The sequence below is a fragment of the Dokdonella fugitiva genome (assembly GCF_014138265.1).
Classification (GTDB): Bacteria; Pseudomonadota; Gammaproteobacteria; order Xanthomonadales; family Rhodanobacteraceae; genus Dokdonella_A; species Dokdonella_A fugitiva_A.
Genome location: NZ_JACGXL010000002.1, coordinates 170415 through 188534 on the forward strand (window position 1 = coordinate 170415; position 18120 = coordinate 188534).

General features: G+C 71.9%; 11 protein-coding genes. 7 read left to right on the top strand and 4 right to left on the bottom strand.

Going from position 1 to position 18120, the window contains the following annotated elements:
• Entirely contained in the window at nt 1–999 is a 999-nt protein-coding gene (locus FHW12_RS06980) for a lysylphosphatidylglycerol synthase transmembrane domain-containing protein (protein ID WP_182530294.1), read from the top strand.
• Here FHW12_RS06980 and FHW12_RS06985 read toward each other — a convergent pair whose 3' ends face one another.
• Entirely contained in the window at nt 1000–1977 is a 978-nt protein-coding gene (locus FHW12_RS06985) for a helix-turn-helix domain-containing protein (protein WP_259392924.1), read from the bottom strand.
• On the opposite strand from FHW12_RS06985, the gene FHW12_RS06990 reads away from it, so the two are divergent.
• Complete coding sequence (locus tag FHW12_RS06990) at nt 1976–2962, top strand: alpha/beta fold hydrolase (protein WP_182530295.1); 987 nt, start codon at nt 1976–1978, stop codon at nt 2960–2962. The two genes, FHW12_RS06985 and FHW12_RS06990, sit on opposite strands and share 2 nt — an antisense overlap.
• A 15-nt stretch (nt 2963–2977) precedes the next feature.
• Here the strand turns inward: FHW12_RS06990 and FHW12_RS06995 are convergent, their stop codons facing one another.
• The 3 genes from FHW12_RS06995 to FHW12_RS07005 form a co-directional block, all read right to left on the bottom strand.
• Nucleotides 2978–3973, bottom strand: coding sequence for a hypothetical protein (locus FHW12_RS06995; protein ID WP_182530296.1), 996 nt, complete (start codon nt 3971–3973; stop codon nt 2978–2980).
• A 10-nt stretch (nt 3974–3983) separates the two neighbouring features.
• The gene (locus FHW12_RS07000; protein ID WP_182530297.1) at nt 3984–5444 is read right to left on the bottom strand and encodes a hypothetical protein; all 1461 of its coding nucleotides are present in this window, start codon (nt 5442–5444) and stop codon (nt 3984–3986) included.
• 137 nt (nt 5445–5581) lie between these two features.
• Nucleotides 5582–7579 (bottom strand): hypothetical protein, encoded by a 1998-nt coding sequence (locus FHW12_RS07005; protein ID WP_182530298.1) that lies wholly within the window; start codon nt 7577–7579, stop codon nt 5582–5584.
• A 232-nt stretch (nt 7580–7811) separates the two neighbouring features.
• Between FHW12_RS07005 and FHW12_RS07010 the strand changes: the two genes are divergently transcribed.
• From FHW12_RS07010 to FHW12_RS07030, 5 genes are all read left to right on the top strand, one after another.
• Nucleotides 7812–10592, top strand: coding sequence for a serine/threonine-protein kinase (locus FHW12_RS07010; RefSeq protein WP_182530299.1), 2781 nt, complete (start codon nt 7812–7814; stop codon nt 10590–10592).
• Between the two features lie 95 nt (nt 10593–10687).
• Nucleotides 10688–12541, top strand: coding sequence for a hypothetical protein (locus tag FHW12_RS07015; protein WP_182530300.1), 1854 nt, complete (start codon nt 10688–10690; stop codon nt 12539–12541).
• A gap of 96 nt (nt 12542–12637) precedes the next feature.
• Nucleotides 12638–14461 carry a hypothetical protein gene (locus tag FHW12_RS07020; protein ID WP_182530301.1) on the top strand — a complete coding sequence of 608 codons (1824 nt, stop codon included), beginning with the start codon at nt 12638–12640 and terminating at the stop codon, nt 14459–14461.
• A 69-nt stretch (nt 14462–14530) separates the two neighbouring features.
• On the top strand, nt 14531–15052 hold the full coding sequence (locus FHW12_RS07025; RefSeq protein ID WP_182530302.1) for a tetratricopeptide repeat protein: 522 nt from the start codon (nt 14531–14533) through the stop codon (nt 15050–15052).
• Between the two features lie 76 nt (nt 15053–15128).
• Nucleotides 15129–18011 (top strand): PQQ-binding-like beta-propeller repeat protein, encoded by a 2883-nt coding sequence (locus FHW12_RS07030; protein ID WP_182530303.1) that lies wholly within the window; start codon nt 15129–15131, stop codon nt 18009–18011.
• Nucleotides 18012–18120 lie beyond the last annotated feature (109 nt).

The window sequence follows — 18120 nt, forward strand, 5'->3', positions numbered from 1 at the left end:
GTGCGCTCGGTGCATCGGCCGCTGCTGCTCGCGCTCGCGCTGCTCGCGACGCTCGCGGTGCCGCTGCTGCTCGGTGGCCGCGCCGCGCTCGGCGCGTTGCGCGATGTGCCGGCCAGCGCGCTCGCGACGATCCTCGGCGTGACGCTGTTCGGCTGGCTCGCGCGCGCGGCCAAGCTCGCCGTGCTCGCGCACGGGGTCGGCCTCCGCTTGCGTGCGCTGCAATCGCTGCTCGTCTCGCTCGCGACCGACTTCGGTTTCCTCGCGACGCCCGGCGGGCTCGGCGGCTATGCGGCGAACGTGCTGTTGCTGCGCCGCGCCGGGGCGACGACGAGCGCGGCGACCGCGGTCGCCGCCGCCGACCAGATCGTCGATGCCCTGTTCTTCGCGATCGCGCTGCCGCTCGCTGCGTGCGCAGCGCTGCGCTCCGCGCTGCCCGAACTCATGCTGCGCGCCGCATTCGCGGGCAGCGGCGTGCTCTGCGCGGGCGCATTGCTCGCTTTCGTGCTGCGCCGCCCGCTGCTGCGCGCGGCCGCACGCCGTGCTGAAAGCCACCGCGACAGCCGCTTCGCGCGCGCGTACACGCTGCTCGCGCAGGCGCTGCACGACACTGCGCGCCTGCTGCGCGGCGACGCGCGCGCGACGCTTGCGCTCGCCGTGTTGACGACCATGCAGTGGACGACGCGCTACGGCGTGCTCTGGCTCGCGCTCGGTGCGTTCGGCCATGCCGTGCCCTACGCGGTGACCCTGCTCGCACAAGGCGTAGTCATGCACGTCGCGCAGTGGACCGGCCTGCCGTCCGGCGCGGGCGGCGCCGAGTTCGGCCTCGCCGCCGCGCTCGCGCCGTGGCTCACGCCCGCGCAGCTCGCGCCCGCTGCGTTGGTGTGGCGCGGCGCGACCTTGCACCTCGCCCTGCTCGCGGGCGGCTTCGCACTGCTGCACCTGGTGCGCGCGAACGACCTGCCCGGCGCGCGGCCGGCGGTCGCGCCCGAAGGCGCCTGATCAGCGGCCGTCGTCGTCCTGCGCGAGGCGACGGCACAGCGCCGCCGTCGCCTCGTCGACCGGGAAGCAGGTTTCGATGTGCAGTTCCTCGATGGTGACGTCGCGTGGCGTGCCGAACGTCGTGATCGCCGAGAAGAAATGCAGCTCCGTGTCGTCGCGACGCAGCACCGTCGTCAGCAGCGGCGACGGTGCGCGCTCGGGTTCGCGCCGGCGCCAGCGCGCGGGCACGCCGGGATAGGCGAGGATTTCCTCGAGCAGCGCCCGCGCGGCCTCGTCGTGCGGCGCCGAGGCGACGACGCCGTGCAGATGGCGGATGAGATCGCCGGCGACCTCCTCCCAGTTGGCGATCGCCGCGCGCAGGTCGGCCGGATCGAACACCGCGCGCAGCATGTTCGCGTGCATGCCGTCGCGGCCGAGCACGAAGCGGTTCACGCGCGTGGCGGCACGGTTCGCCATCAGCACGTTCCAGTGGCGGTCGAGCACGAACGCGGGATACGGCTCCTGCTGCGCGACGATGAACTCGATCGCGCGGCGCACCTGCGCCATCTCCGGCGTGGCGAGCGCGGTCTCCGGATACTTCGGCGCGAAGCCCGCCGCGACCAGCAGCGCGTTGCGTTCGCGCAGCGGCATGTCGAGCACGTCGGCGAGGCGCGCGACCATCTCGCGGCTCGGCTGCGCCTTGCCGGTCTCGACGCAACTGAGATGGCGCGCCGACACCCCGGCCTCGAGCGCGAGGTCGAGCTGGCTCAGGCGGCGCGTCGCGCGCCATTCGCGCAGCAAGACGCCGACGTGCGCGGGCGTGCGCGTGCCGGGGACGGGTTTCGCGGCGAGCGCCGTTGCGGACATGCGCGCAGCATACGGACGCGAGGTCGGCGTCGCCATGACCTGCGAGGTCATGCGCGCATGACCCGCGGCGTCATTGATGGTCGGCGCGCGTGCGTAGACGATGCAGCACCCTTCACCGTGGAACATCGCCATGAGCCGTCGCCGCTTCCTCGCCACCACTGCCACCGCGCTCGCCGCGGCCCCGTTGGCGGGCTGCCTCGCACCGGTCCCGCACGCGCGAACGCGCGCGAGTGCCGCCGGCGAAGGCCCGATCGACGCGCCCGCGTTCCATGCGATGCGCCGCTGGCAGGTGACGCCGCAGGGTCGCATCGCCTACGTCGAGCGCGGTCGCGGCGACGTCGCACTGTTCCTGCACGGCTTCCCGCTCAACGGGTTCCAGTGGCGCGGCGCGCTCGAGCGCCTGTCGGACCGGCGCCGCTGCATCGCACCCGACTTCCTCGGCCTCGGCTACAGCGAAGTCGCGCCCGGCCTGGCGGTCACGCCGGATGCGCAGGTCGCGATGCTCGTCGCGTTCCTCGACGCACAGTCGATCCGTGCGGTCGATCTCGTCGCCAACGACAGCGGCGGTGCGGTCGCGCAGCTGTTCATGACGCGCCATGCGGAACGGGTGCGCAGCCTGCTGCTGACCAACTGCGACGTCGAGACCGACAGCCCGCCGCCGGCCGTGCTGCCCGTGATCGAACTCGCGCGCGCCGGCCGCTTCGCCGACGAATGGCTCGCGCCGTGGATCGCCGACAAGGCGCTCGCGCGTTCGCCGACGGGCCTAGGCGGCCTCTGCTACGCCGATCCCTCCCATCCCGACGACGCAGCCGTCGACACCTACATCGGCCCGCTCGTCGCCTCGCCCGAGCGCAAGGCGCTGACGAATGCGTACGCGATCGGCCTTGCGCCGAATCCGCTCGCGGGCATCGAGGCTGCGCTGCGCCGCAGCCGCGTGCCGACGCGCATCGTCTGGGGCATGGCCGACACGATCTTCTCGACGCAGGATCCCGACTACCTCGACCGCACACTCGGTGCGTCGCGCGGCGTGCGTCGCGTACCGGACGCGAAACTGTTCTGGCCCGAGGAGTTTCCCGACATTGTCGCGGGAGAGGCGCGTGCGTTGTGGTCGGCCTGAGAGCGCGCGGCGACATCAGGGTGACTCGTGCGCGCGTGAAGTATCGCCGGAGGCCGGCACATCCGCGTCGGTACTCGCCAGCAGTGCGCGCAGGCGATCGGCCTGCGCGTCGTCGGGCCATCCGAGCAGGGACGCGGCGAGCGCACCGTCACGCAGGACGTAGAACCCGGGCGTTTCCCACGTCGGGATTTGCGGCCACTCCTCGCGTGCGTAGACGAGCGCCATGCGTGCGACCGGATGATCGCGGTTCCAGGCGGCGATCTCGCCGAAACCGGGCACGATGCCCTGCGGGATGACCCAGGTCGCATGCGCGCGGACGCGTTCAGCGAGCACCGGGTCCGCTTCGATCGCGGCGACCGCCTTGCGCGAGAAGCCGCACCATGGCGATCCGACGATCACGACCTGGGCGCCCCCACCCACGGCGACGTCGCGGCGCACGACGCTGGCGCCATCGTCCTCGACGCGCCACACGCTCGCCGCGGCGGCGGCGCCACGCTCGTCCCTTTCGCGCGGCGGCGCGGGCAAGTCTGCGTTTCCGGGAAGGTCGATGAACGCATGCGCATCGGCCAGCATGCGCGCCGCGACGTAGTACGCCAGCATGTCGCGGCGATCCTTGGGCGTGACGAGTTTCCTGCGCGCGAGTTCGTCGTAGGCGCGACGCATCACCTTGGTGTAGCGCCGTTCGTTCGTGTAGAACGAGAGGATCGCCGCGGCTTCGTCGAACCCACGCACGTCCTCGTCGGTGAGGCGGCCGACGCCGGTGCGGTCGACGAAGGCGAGCAGCGGCTCGAATCGCTGCGCGAGCGCGGTGACTTTCGCGCGCGTCTCGACGATATCGCGATCGGTCCGGCGAAGCGCGGTGAGCGCGTCGGCGACGCGGTCGGACGCCGTCGCCGTCGCCGCGGCCGTGGCCATCAACAGGGCGAGTAGCTGCAGCACCAGCCAGGTGGGGCGCGGGAGCGAAAGCTCGATCCGTCGGATGACGTGCGCGGGCATGATTCGCTTCTTCATCAAACGTCCTTCAATGTTCCGCACCGCCGATCGTGCGGGCCGCCGCCGCGATCTCCGCGTCGGGCAGGTCGGCGAGCGTGCGATGCAGGCGGCGCCGCTCGTCGTAGGCACCGTCTTCGCGGCGCACCGCGACCGGCGGCAACAGCCACTCGCGCAGGAACGCGTGCGCGGCGTCGGCGACCGCGCGCGGCGCGTGCGGATCGAGCATCGCCTCTCGCGCGGCGGGCGCGAACGCGAGGCCGACGTCGTAACGGCCGGCCTGGCTCATGCCGGCGAGCCGGTCGAACAGGGTCACGCGGTTGTCGTCGCCGATCGTGCGCATCTGCACGGTCACGGCCTCGGCGAGCGCGGCGAGCGCGGCGTCCGCGTTCGCGGGCGCGACGGCGGGCGGCGCGAAGCGCAGCCAGCCCAGTGTCGCCTTGTATTCGCTGTCATCGAGCGTCCATTGCACGCGCGTGCCGTTCGCGAGCACCGCGTCGGCCGGCGCACTCGCGCGCAAGCGGCGCACGTGGTCGACGTCCTCGAGCATGTCGCTGACGATGCGCGACATGCGCGAATCGACGTGGGCAATCGCCAGCGGCATGTGGCGGCCCCACCACGGCAGCAGCAGCAGCGGCAGGACCGTCGCGAACAGCAACGGCGCGCGCGGCAGGCCGCCCATGAGCCAGCCCATGCCGTACCACCAGAGGCCGAGTCCGAACGCGCCCGCGATCAGCGCGAGCGGCAGGTTGCCGTCGGCCTGCCGCGCCATCGCTTCGGCATAGCCGGCCGGCACGACGTCGGCCGGACGGGCGGGATCGAGCGCGAGCGGCAACGTCGGCGCCGGCGCGCTCCAGCCGGCGATCGCGTGTTCGAGCGGTCGATCGAGGTGGTACCGCAGCGCCGCGTACGCGGTGCGCGGGCGATTCAGCGGCGGCATGTCGTAGGCGGCCGCGTCGATCGCGGTGGCGGCGAGCCAGCCGCGCGCACGGTCGCTCAGGCGGATTTCCGGCACGGCGAAACCACGCGCGTCGCGGCGCCAGAAGAACGGCACGCCGGGCATGAGTTCGTCGAGCCCTTCGTTGACGTAGCGTTCGGAGAACTGGAAGCGGTCGCCGCAGAACGCACGCTGGATCGGCGCGCCCCAGTCGCCCGCGTAGGCGACGACCATGCACGGCAGCGCGCGCGCGGGCCGCTGCCAAAAGTCGCTGTCGCCGACATCGTCGGGATCGAAGTCGAGCGCGATCCAGCTTTCCACGAGCGTGCCCTGCGCGCGCGCCGTGTAGCTCGCGTAGCGCGCCGCGTCGAGGTGCGCCTGCGGACCGGTGTGCCAGGCGACCGCGAGCATGACGACCGCAATGCCGAGCGGCAACGCCGCGGCGATGCGCAGGTAGCGGCCGACCACGATGCCGCCTGCGTTCTCGTACAGGCCGTCGACCAGCGCGCCGATCCAGCGACCGCGCGCGCCGGCCTTCTTCTTTCGCTCGTCCATGGCGCTCCTCCCGCGCCGACTCTAGCGGTCCGCGCGGCCGCCGCAAGCTGCGCCGCATCGGACGGGCGCACGGGACGCGCCGCGCCGCGGCCGCGAGCGTCAGTCGAAGGCGTTCGGCCCGTCGCCGCGCGGGGCGGTCACTCGATCCAGTCGTAGCCGTCGACGAAGATCGTGTCGCCGAAACGGATCGGCACGACGTACGGCAGCTCGCCTTCACTCGTCGTCGCGGTACCGACGAGGCCGAGGTCCATGTCGGCGGGCGGTGCGGTCGAGACGAACTCGAAGTGGTAGAGCATGCCCCAGTCGAGGCTGTTCGCGCCCGACGGCGCGCTCCAGGTCACCGCGTTCGTCGTCGTCGCGACGCTCCAGTCGTTGCCGCCGTCGAGGTCGGCATCGTCGAAGCGCAAGTCGCTGACCGTCGTGCCCGCGGCGAGCGGCACGCTGAAGCGGACGAAGCCGTGATTGGCGTCGAGCTGGAGGTTCGGCTCGGTCGGATGCGCGGGATCGACCTGCGCGTGCGCGTAGTCGAAGTTCGCGAGCGCGAATTCGTAGCGCCAGTGGCCGCTGCCGGCGGCACGCACGCGCACCGCGACGCGCACGCGGCCGAGCGGTGTCGCGAGTTCGGTGTTGACCGCGTTGACGAGCGCGACCGCGGGACTCAGCCAGTGGTTGAGCGCGGGACCGTCGTGGTAGTCCGCACCCGCGGGCACGTCGCCGACGAGGTCGACGTCCCATGCGGCCGACGGCGGCGTCGTGCCGAGGTCGGACTTCGTGAACGCGACTTCGCGGTAGGCCATCGAATCGTAGATCGCATCGTCGTCGCGCACGACGTACCAGTATTCGAGGTAGTAGCGCGCGCCGGTCGACTTCGGCGGCAGCAGGTCGCTTTCGTCCACGAGCATGCGGTACTGGAACAGGTCCTGCGCACCCGAGCCGTCGTCGTTGACGCCGTCGCAGTTGGCGTCGTAGACCGAACCGCAGCGGCCCCACACCGCCGTGTGCGGCACGATCTCCGAACGCGGCCCGAGGTAGGTGCTGCCGTCGTTGTTGTAGTTCGAATAGGTGTCCTCGCACTGCGGATAGATCACGTGGCCCGGCCCGCAGCCCGGGTCGGTGCAGGCGAAATTGACCGTGTAGAACGCGTGCTTCACGCCGGACGCGCCGATCTGCCGGATGCGCCCGGCCGAGTCGACGCGATAGAGGTTCCAGATCAGGTACGGGTGCTGGTCGTTCGCGTACGGCGGTTGCGGCACGCCTTCCGCGCCGGGCTGGTTGCGGTTGAACTTCTCGTACCACGCGACCGCGGTCGCGCCGCTGTTGCGCAAGGTCGAATCGGCGTTGACGACGATGCGGCAGCTCGTGCTCGACGGCGTGCAGTCGCCGCTGTCGCGCTTGACGTAGACCGAATCGCTCCAGCCGGTCCAGGTCGTCGCGCCGTAGATCATCGAGATGCCGGCGGGATTGCCGGGCCCCGGCCACGGCGCGTTGCAGACGCCGCCCGCGGGCGCCAGCGCGGGCACGGCCGACGTCGATGCGTGCAGGTCGAGTCCGCCGACCACCGCGCCGGGGCGCGCGCCGAGCAGCGCGGCGAGACGCGGCGCGAGGCGCAGGTTCATGTGGCGCATCGCGAACACGTCGCGCGCATCGCCATCGCCTTCGAAGCCGTAGTGCGCGTGGTCCGCGGTGAACCAGGCGCGCCCCTGCGCGTCGACGAGATCGAGCCCGAGGCGCGTGTCCGCGCTCGCGCGCAGCGCGAAGCCGCGCAGGTCGAACGACTCGCCGCGATGGCGCAGCACGAGGCCGCCGGCGTGCCGCAGCGCGCCGCCACCGATGCCGCTCAGCGCCGCGCCGTGATGGTTGAACTGCAGGTCGCTCGCGGCGAGCGCGGCGAACTCGCTCGCGTCGTAGCGCAGGCCGGGCACGCCCTCGACGCGATCGAGCGCACCGTCGACGCGCTCGATCGCGAGATCGAAGCGACGCAAGGCATCCGGGTTGAACTCGATCCGCGTGCGGCCGCCCGAGGCGAACCAGCTGCCGTCGTCGGCCGACGGCGCGGGCGCGGTCGACGCGGCGACCACCGGCGCGGCGGCGATCGATGCGGCGGCGACGAACATCGCGAGCAACGATGCGCGCATGGCCTCTCCGATGTGCCGGATGGCGGCGCGACGCCGCCTCGACGCATCGAGGCTAGCACAACGTCCGCGCGCCGGCGTGCGCGTCGTCGCGTTTCCGCTGCCCTAGGGCGCGCCGCGCGAATCGCAGCGCCGCTACACTGGCCGCGGGCCCGCCGCCCGCCCGCCGGATGCATGTCCAGCCGGCGGGCGAAGCGGCGTTGTGCGCCGGGAAACGTCCGCGCAGGAATCCGCGATGACCGAGCCGTTGCCGAATCTGCGCGAGCTGTTCGAACACGCGCTCGCGCTCGCGCCGGACGAACGCACCGCCTGGCTCGCCGACTGCCCCGCGGAGGCGCGCACGACGCTCGAACGCATGCTCGCCGCCGACGCCGCGCAGGACGCACCGCTCGACGCCGCGTTCGAGGACCTGCTCGGCCGCGTCGGCGACGCCGACGCCGAGGTGCCGATCGCCGTGCACGGCGCGACGATCGGCCCGTTCGTGCTCGGCGAACGGCTCGGTGAAGGCGGCAGCTCGATCGTGTTCCGCGCGACACGCGAGCAGGCGGGCGTGCAGCAGGTGGTCGCGCTCAAGCTGCTGCGCCGGGGTATCTACACCGCCGACGAACAGCGCCGGTTCCGCAGCGAACGGCGCGCGCTCGCGCAGCTGCGCCATCCGGGCATCGCCCGCCTCATCGAGGGCGGCGTGACCGAGGCAGGCGTGCCGTACATCGCGCTCGAGCTCGTCGACGGCGTGCCGATCACCGACTACGCGCGCACGCGCAGGCTCGACCTGCGCGCGCGCGTGCAGCTGTTCGTCGCGGTCTGCCGCGCGGTCGAGGCCGCGCACCGCGCGCTCATCGTGCATCGCGACCTCAAGCCGTCGAACGTGCTCGTCACCGACGACGGCGAGGTGAAGCTGCTCGACTTCGGCATCGCCAAGCTGCTCGACGCCGACGATCCGCGCGACACGACGCGCACGCACGCGATCGCGATGACGCCTGCCTACGCCGCACCCGAGCAGTTCCGCCAGGGCCTCGTGACCGCGGCGACCGACGTCTACGCGCTCGGCGTGCTGTTCGGCGAACTGCTGACCGGCCGCCGCCGCGAACCGGGCGACACGCGCACGCTGTCGGCGCAGGCGCACGCCGCCGCGACCGACGCGCCACTGGCGCCGGTCGCGCTGCGGCGCGCGCTGCGCGGCGACCTCGACAACATCGTGCTGCGCGCGATCGACGCCGAACCGGAGCGGCGCTACGCCGGCGCCGGCGCGCTCGCCGACGACCTGCAGCGCCACCTCGACGGCCAGCCCGTGCTCGCCCATCCGCCGTCGCGGCGCTATCGCGCGGGCAAGTTCGTCGCGCGCCATCGCGGCGGCGTCGCCGCGGCGACGGCGGTGCTTGTCGCGATCGTCGCCGTGCTCGGCGTCGCGCTGTGGCAGGCGGACGTCGCGCGCGGGCAGGCGCGCCGGGCGGCGACGATCAAGGACTTCCTCATCGACATGTTCCGCGCGAGCGATCCGCGCGTCGCGCAGGACAAGCCGCGCGGCCAGGTGAGCGCGCGCGAGCTGCTCGACGCGACCGCACCGCGCATCGCGCGCGAGTTCGGCGACGACGCGCAGACGCAGGTCGAACTGCTCGGCGTGGCCGCGTCGATCTACCGCGAACTCGGCGACGACGCGCGCTACCGCTCGTTGCACGAACAGCAGGTCGAACTCGCGCGGCGCGCGTTCGGCGACGCGCACCCGGCGATCGTCGACGGCCTGCTCGACGACGCGCAGCACGCGAGCGACCGCAACGACTACGCCGCGTCGCGCCGGCTGCTCGAACAGGCCGACCCGCTGATCCACCGCGCCGGACTCGACCGCGCGGTGCAGCGCGCGCGCTGGTGGGGCATCCGCGCGGGCCTGTTCAACACGAGCGCGGCCGAACGCGAGGAGTCGCAAACGGCGCTCGACAACGCGATCACGCTGTACGCGCGCGTCGCGCCGACCGACCCCGGCTACGTGCACGTACTCGGCATGCTCGGCTTCCGCCGCGCCGGCGACGATCCACGCGCGGCCGAGCAGGCTTACCTGCGCGCGATCGACGCTGCGGCCGCGAGCCATCGCCGCGACGACCGCGAGCTGCAGCAGCTGATCCTGCCCGGCCTCGCCGCCGTGCGCGAGGACCAGGGCGACTACGCCGGCGCCGAGCATGCGTACGAACAGAGCGCCGAGCTCGCGCGGCGCACCTACGGCGAGGAGCACAGCACCGCGTGGGTACCGGCGGCGCAGCACGCCTGGATGGTGCACCGGCAAGGCGATCGCGAGCGCGCGCACGCGCTGTTCGACCACCTGCTCGCCCTGATCCCGGCCGACTGGGACACCGACTCCTACGACGAGTACGCGCGCGAGTTCTACGCCTCGTGCCTCGCCGCGGAAGGACGCGCGGCCGAGGCGATCCCGTTGCTCGAGGCGGCGCAGCGCGCCTACGTCGCGCGCCCCGGCGTCGACTACGAACTGCGCCGCAACCGCCTCATCCTCGGCGACGCCTACGACCGCGTCGGCCGTTTCGACGACGCGCGCGCGATGATCAAGGCGTCGCTCGACGAGCGCATCGAGAAGGAGAGCGCCGACGCGCGCACCCTGCTCGACGCGCGCGAACGCTGGGGCCGTTTCCTGCTCGAGCGCGGCGAACGCGACGCCGCCGAACGCGAGTTCCGCGAAGTGCTGGCGCAGCAGCACGGCCGCGCGCTGGTCACCGGCGCGCTCGCCGAGGGCGGCCTCGCGCGGCTCGCGCTCGCGCGCGGCGACGACGCCGGCGCGCTCGCCGCGAGCACGCGCGCGGCCGATGCGTTCGAGCACGTGCTCGGCCGACGCGACGTGCGCAGCGGACCCTACCTCTGGCTCGTGCACGCCGAGGCGTTGCGCCGCCGCGGCGACCGGGCCGGCGCGCGCGGCTGGGCCGAGCGCGCGCTCGAGGCGAGTCGCCGCTACGACGTCGCCGGAGCCGCGTCGATCATCGCGGCCGAAGCCGCGCTGCGCGCGATCGAGTAGCCCGCGGCGGGATTTCCCTCGCGCTGTCCGGCGCGTGCGCGAAGCGGCGTTCCACGCGCTGCCGGCGATCCGCCGGTGTCCTGGGGAATGCCGTGATGTCCGCCGTCCGCCTCGCGCTGTCGATCGTAGTGTTCGCCGTCGCCGTGCCCGTGCATGCCGCGATCCACCATCTGCGCGTCGGCGCGGGCTGCACCTACGCCACGATCCAGGCCGCGCTCGAGGCCGAACGCGCGAATCCGGGCAGCCCGGCCGACTTCATCTGGATCGCGCGCAACCAGGCGTACACCGCGCAGGACATCCAGATCCACGACCAGAACGTGTTCCTCTACGGTGGCGTCGACGATTGCGTCGACAGTTCGATCAGCGGCACGACGATCCTGAGCGGCAGCGGTGGCAGCGCGAAGAGCGTGATGACGATCAGCGGCCATTCGCAGGTCTGGCTCGGCGGCCTCACGATCAGCGAGGGCGACAACACCGCGAGCGGCGTCGGTGGCGGCATCAACTTCGTCGGTACCGGGCTGCTGAAGATCGGCAGTTCGACGATCACCAACAACCGCGCCGGCTACGGCGGCGGCATCAACTTCAATGGCGCCGGCGGCGCCGGCGACGTCGCCGAGCTGTGGATCAACTACGACACCCTGATCACCCACAATGCCGCGACGACGTCGGGCGGCGGGATCCGCATCGAAGGCAACGCCTCGATGCGCGTGGTCGACCCGCAGGTGTGGATCGCGTACAACGACGCCGAAGGCGGCTACGGCGGCGGCATCGAGGTGATCGGCCCGGCGCGCGCGAACATCGGTTCGCCCGGCTACCGGCTGATCGAGTACATCGCGCTGCTGTACGGGAACACCGCGCAGTACGGCGGCGGCCTCGCGGTCACCGCCGGCAGCGGCGACAACCAGGACGGCTTCGCGTTGCTGTTCACGACCGATGCGACGCATCCGCTGTGGTTCGACGGCAACGTCGCCGCGCACGTCGGCGGCGCGATCTACGCCCATCCCAATGCCGGCGTTGGCGGCGGCGACGCGTCGATCTGCGGCGGCGACGTCCGCCTCAGCGGCAACGTCGCGCAGGAAGGCAGCGCGGTCTACGCCGACGAGCAGTACGACGCGATCACCGGTTATCACGGCGCCAGCGTCTCGCTCGGGCCCGAACGCATCCACGCCACCACGCCGGCATGCGGCGGCGCCGAACCACCGTCGTCGTTCGGCGCGGTCGAATGCACGTCGCCGTACTGCAATCTCATCGACGGCAACCTCGCGCAGAATCCGTCGGGCCAGGCGGTGCCCGGCTCGACGATCCTCGTGCAGAGCAACGCGTCCGTCGTCGTCGACCACACGCGCGTGCTCGACAACCATGGGGCGCACGTGATGCGCCTGGTCGCGAACGATTCGGCGAGCTCGGTGAATCCGAGCAACGGCTACCTGTCGGACAGCCTCGTCGCCGGCAACGTCGTCGACGGCGACCTCGTCATCGCCGATTCGCAGACGCGGACGAAGATCACCAACTGCACGATCAGCGGCAACCAGATCGGCTCCGCGGTAGTGCATTCGGACGGCATCCTCGACCTGTTCGACGACATCGTCGCGCAGGGCCAGACGACCACGCTCGTATACACGGGCGGCAACCCGGACAACCTCACGATCGACTACCTGCTGTCGATGGAAGTCGCCTCGCTCGCGCAGGGCTCGCACGTGATCCACGGCGATCCGGCGTTCGTGAACGTGGCCACCGGCGACTACCGGCTGATGCCCACGTCGCTCGCGATCGACGTCGCGCCGGCGGTCGGCGGCGACGATTTCGATCTCGACGGCCGCCTGCACGATCAGGACATCGCGAGCGTGCCGAACCTCGACGGCGTGCGCGACCTCGGTGCCTACGAACGCCAGCTGCGCTACTGCGGCGCGGCCGACACGGTGTTCTGCGCGACGTTCGACTACGACTGAAGCACGATTTCGTCAGCTTCGCGACAGGATTCGCCGCGCTTGTCCGTGCGCGGCGTGGAGCGGCGTTCTTCGCGTCGTCCACCTGCGGAGGGCGCCATGTCCATGCACGCTTTGCACGATCGTCTCGTCGGCGCGACGCTGATCGGCGCGCTCGCCTTCGCGTCGCCGAGCCACGCGACGCAGTACCACGTCGGCGCCGGCTGCGACTACGCGACGATCGCGGCCGCGCTCACCGCGGCCGCCAGCGACCTCGGCGGCAACAAGGAGATCCTCGTCGCGGACAACCAGGCCTATGCGAACCAGGCCCTCGCCATCGACGGCATGTCGATCACGATCGAAGGCGTGCCCGCCTGCAACTACGTGCAGCCGAGCGGCAACACGACGATCAACGGCGGCAGCGGCCACAGCGTGCTGACGATCCGCGGCGATTCGCACGTGCGCCTGAAGAACCTCACGATTTCGGGCGGCCATCCGTCCGACAGTGCGGCCGGCGGCGGTATCGACTTCGCCGGCACCGGCGCGCTGACGATCGACCACACGACGATTTCCTCCAACCATGCCGGCTACGGCGGCGGCATCAACTTCAACGCATCGGGCGGCGTCGCCTACCTCGGTTTCGGCACCGAGACGCAGATCCTTTCCAACACGGCGACGACCTCGGGCGGCGGTGTGCGCATCGAAGGCAATGCGGTGCTGACGATCACCGCGCCGCAGGTGTGGCTCGCGTTCAACGAAGCGGTCGGCGGCTACGGCGGCGGACTCGAAGTGATAGGCCCCGCGCGCGCGGACCTCGGCTCGCCCGGCTACCGGATCGCCGAGTACGCGGGCCTGGTGTACGAGAACAGCGCGTTGTACGGCGGCGGCGTGGCGATCTTCGGTGGCTCCGGCGCTAGCCAGCACGCGATCGTGCGCCTGTTCGCGACGGATGCGGCGAACCCCGTGATGATCCGCGCGAACAGCGCTACGCAGACCGGCGGCGGCGTCTACCTGCAACCCGACGCGGGGCCGAACCAGAGCTTCGCGACCTTGTGCGGCATCGACTACCGCCTTACCGACAACACGGCGCAGGAAGGCAGCGCGATCTACGCCGACGAGGACAGCACGTCGCTCGACGGCTACACGGGCAGCTTCATCAGCCTGCGTCCCTACACCGACAACGCCGACTGCACGCAGGTCGCGCTGCCGTCCAACGTCGTCGCCTGCACCAGCGAGAGCTGCAATTCGATCGACCACAACGTCGCGCAGAACACCGCCGGCCAGGCGACCGCGGGATCGACGATCCTGATGCAGACGTTCGCGATGGGCTCGTTCGACCGCCTGCGCCTGCGCAACAACACAGGCGAGCATGCGCTGCGCCTCGTCGGCGGCGGCGGCGCGTTCGAAACGACGATCGCGAGCGTGTCGAACGCGCTGCTCGTCGGCAACGTCATGCGCAACGAACTCGTGCTCGCCGACTCGGGCACAGACCTGACCGTGAATAATGCGACGTTCACCGGCAACCAGAGTCCGTCCGGGGTAGTCATCCGCGCGAACGGCCGGCTCACGGTCGGCGAGAGCATCTTCGCGCAAGGGCCGGCGTCGAGCGTGCTGTTCGGCGGTTCGCCGTCGAACCTCGATCTCGACTACATCCTGTCGATGGAAACCGCTTCGCTCGCGAGCGGCACCCATATCGTGCAAGGCGACCCGTCGTTCGTCGACGTCGCGCAGGGCGACTACCACCTGCGGCCGAACTCGCTCGCGATCGACGTCGCGCCGCCGGTCGCCGGCGACGACCGCGACCTCGACGGCAACCCGCACGACCAGGACATCGCGAGCGTGCCCGACCAGGACGGCGACCGCGACCTCGGCGCGTACGAGCGCCAGCAACGCTACTGCGGCGCGGCCGACACGGTGTTCTGCGCGACGTTCGACTTCGACTGAAGCGCGGCGGTGGAGGCCGCGGCGGCGAGTCCGTATGCTTCGCGCTCCCACGGAAAGGAGTGCCATCGCATGAAGAACCGCATCGCCGTCGCCATCGCCGCCAGCTTGTTCGTCGCCGGTGTCGGCGTCGGCTACGCCGCGCAGAAGGTCGGCGCGTCGACGTTCCAGGGCAAGTCGAAGGACGACGCCGCGCGCGCGCTGCTCGACGTCGCGCGCGTGCAGGCGAAGGACGGCAGCTGGGAACGCATCGCGATCGGTCGCGTGCTCTACCTCGGCGGCCGCAAGTCCGAAGGCCAGGCGATCTTCGACGGCCTGCTCGCCGGCGACCACGAGGACAGCGACGAATTCCGCATCGCGCGCGTCTACCGCGAGGCGGGCGAATGGGCGAAGGCGAAGCCGCTGTTCGACGCCTTCGCGGCGAAGAATCCGAAGGACGAGAAGGGCCTCGCCGAGATCGGCGCGTTCTACCTGCTCAACGGCGACCGCGCCACCGCGGAGACGTTGTTCGAGCGCTCGTTCGGCGTCGCCGCCGAGTTCTGGGCGACGGTCGGCGCCGCCGGCGCGTATCTGGGCGTCGTGCCCGAGGAGTGATCGCGGCGGTCGCGCGCTGCGACGCTGAAGGGCGCGGCTGCGTCGGTTCCGAAGAGAGATCATCGGGGGATCCGCCATGAGGTGCACCGCCGCCGCAGGCGTCGTCATCGCGGGCTTCGCGCTCGCGGCTCCGCTCGCCGCAGGCGAGCTCTGGCGCAGCGACGCCGTCGTGTCCGCGCCACCGACCCTCGATGCCTTCGTGCCTGCGCCGGCATCGGGCAAGCCAGCCGCGGCCGTCGCGTTCGCCGACGACGGCGAGGTCGTCTACGGCGCGCTCGCCGCGAGCACGCTCGACGTCGAGGTGGTGCGCGTGCGCGCGGACGGCAGCGTCCGCTGGCACTACGCGCTCGGTGCATCGGCGGCGCCGCAGACGATCGCCGCGCTGCTCGCCGATGCCGACGGCGGCGCCACGTTCGCGCTCGCCGATCCGCTCGAGGACGATCGATTCAACCGCGTCGTGCACGTCGACGCGGACGGGCAAACCGGCTGGTCGCGCGCGCTGCCGGCCGGCTGGCTCGCGCGCCTTCCGTCCGGGCGCATCGCGAGCGCGGGGTACACCCACCTCGACGTGCTCGACGCGGCGAGCGGCGACGTCGTGTGGCAGCGCAGCCTGTCGCGCGTCGGCAACGGCGCGGTCGGCGGCCTCGCCGTCGACGCCAAGGATCTTTACGTGTCGTCGACCCTCGGTGACGGCACCGTGCGCACGCGCAAGTACGGCGACGACGGTGACCTGCAATGGGAGGCGGCGACGCCAGGCGATAGCGGCGGCGTGGTCGCGGCCGGCGCGGGCAAGGTCTATGTCCGCGCCGGGTCTCAGCTGCATGCCCTCGATGCCGCCGATGGCCATGCGGCATGGAGCGACTTCGCCGGCAGCAGCATCGTCCGCCTCGGCGGCGCGGCAGCCGAACCGATCGTCGCCACGGCCTACACCGTTTCGCGCCTTGCTGCTGGCGACGGCAGCACGCGCTGGAGCACGCCGCTCGCCGACATCCGCAGCGTCGACGTGATCGACGATGCACTGCTCGTCGCGACGTCGTCGGTGCGCGCCCGGCTCGACATGGACAGCGGCGCGATCGTCTGGAGCGTCGCTTACGCGGATGGCCCTCGCCTGCCGTTCGGCTTCGGCCCAGGCGGCGGCGCGCAGGCGCGCGTGCTCTCGCGCCCGATCGCGACCGCACCCGGTATCGCGCGTGCGATCGACGAACGCATCGACCTCGCGAGCGGCGCGGTCGCGGCGTCGGTACAAGTAGCTGCGATCGAGCACGGCATCGATACCGCGAGCGTGCTCGACGACGATGGGCACGTGCTCGAGGCCGGCGCGAGCCAGCAGGTCGATGGGCCGCGCCTGCAACTGCGCGCGATCGACGGCGCGAGCGGCGCCGCGCTGTGGCAGATCGACGACGCCATTGCGTCGCCCGGCGGCGATTTCGCGGCGTCAGTGCTGCGTGCGCGGCCGGCGATCGCGTCAGCGCCCGGCGTCCTCGCGGTCGCCCAGGTCATCGGCGACACCGGCCGATGCAGCAGCAACGCGGGCTGGGTCCGCGTCGCCGCGTACGCGAGCGCGAACGGCGAGCGACGCTGGGCGAGTTGGCTGCGCGATGCCGACGCGTCGTATTGCCCCTACGTATCCGAGCCCGTCGTCGACGACGCGGGCAACGCGTTCGTCTCCGTGGTGACGCTCGTCGCCTGCCAGACGCCGAGCCTCGGCTGCCAGCGGCGAACGCTCTACAAGCTCGGCGCGTCCGACGGAGCGGTGCTCTGGCGCCACGACGAAGGCCTCGACGCGGGCATGGAAGGCCTCGTGCTGTCGCCGCACGTACTCGCGTCGAGCGGCGGCGGCGACGTCGTCGTTCCAGGTGGCTTCCTCGACAACCAGGCGAGCGCCCTGCGCGTGTCCGGCGCCGACGGCTCGGTCGTGTGGAGTTCGCACGTGTTCGACGGGCTCGCACTCGGCGACGCGCTCGATCGCCTCGGCGACGGCTCGTTCATCGCCTACGCCGGCGCCGACTCGAGTTATTCCTGGGCGCGCCTCGATGCCGCGACCGGCGCAGCTGCGTGGACGAGTACGGCGCCATGGGTGCCGTGCTACGGCGCGGGCTGCAGCGGCTACGGCACGGCGCTGTTCCTGCCCGGCGACGACAAGCTCGTGCCGTTCCAGCGCGACTACGCGCCATGGCTCAAGCGCCAGCACGACGACGGCAGCGGCCTCGTCGACGAATGGATGCTCGGCGATGCGTCGCCGATCCTTTCCTCGTGGGTGCGCCAGGTCCTGCGTGACCCAAGCGGGCAACTCCACGTCTACCTGCGACGCGGCCATCGCTTCACGGGCTCGGTGAGCTTCCTCGCTGCGCTCGATGCGCAGGGCAACCTGCTCGGCCAGCAGGCGTTCTATCCGTACGACGCCGATCCGCTTGATGCGTGGTCGTATCCCGAGCCGCTTGCGATGCCTGCGCCGGACCGCGTGCTCGCGCGCACGCTTGCGGCGCGGCCGCCACTGCCGACGACGTCCGGCGTCGCGTTGTTCGACACGAGCGTGACCGCTCGCGGCAACCTCGCGGTCGCGCTCGATACCGACCGCATGCGCGTGGGCGCGGACATGCCGCTCACGTTCCACCTGCGCGTGACCTACACGGGCGACGCGCCGGTCGCAGGCGCGCGCCTCGTCGCGAACCTGCCATGGGCGAGCGGCATCACCGGCGCGACCTGTGCGGTGCAGTCGGGCGGCGATTGCACGCTCGACACGCGAACCGGCAACGTGCGCGCGACGTTCGATCTCGCTCCGGGCGGCACGGTCGACGTGTCGGGTTCCGTGCGCGTGCTCGACGCCGACAGGGAAACGCCTGCGATCACCGCGACGACGTACGGCCCGACCGGGCTCGCCGAAGCCGACACGATCGACAATTTCGCGCGCATCGATGTGATCCAGAGCCTGTTCGTCGACGGCTTCGACGGCGACTAGGTCCGGCGGCACGCGCGAAGGCGGCGTGCCGCTGCTACGATTCCACATTGCGCCGTTCTTGGCGTGGTCCCCGTTCAGCGAACCCGCTCTCGCCGGGCGCTGCGCGCTT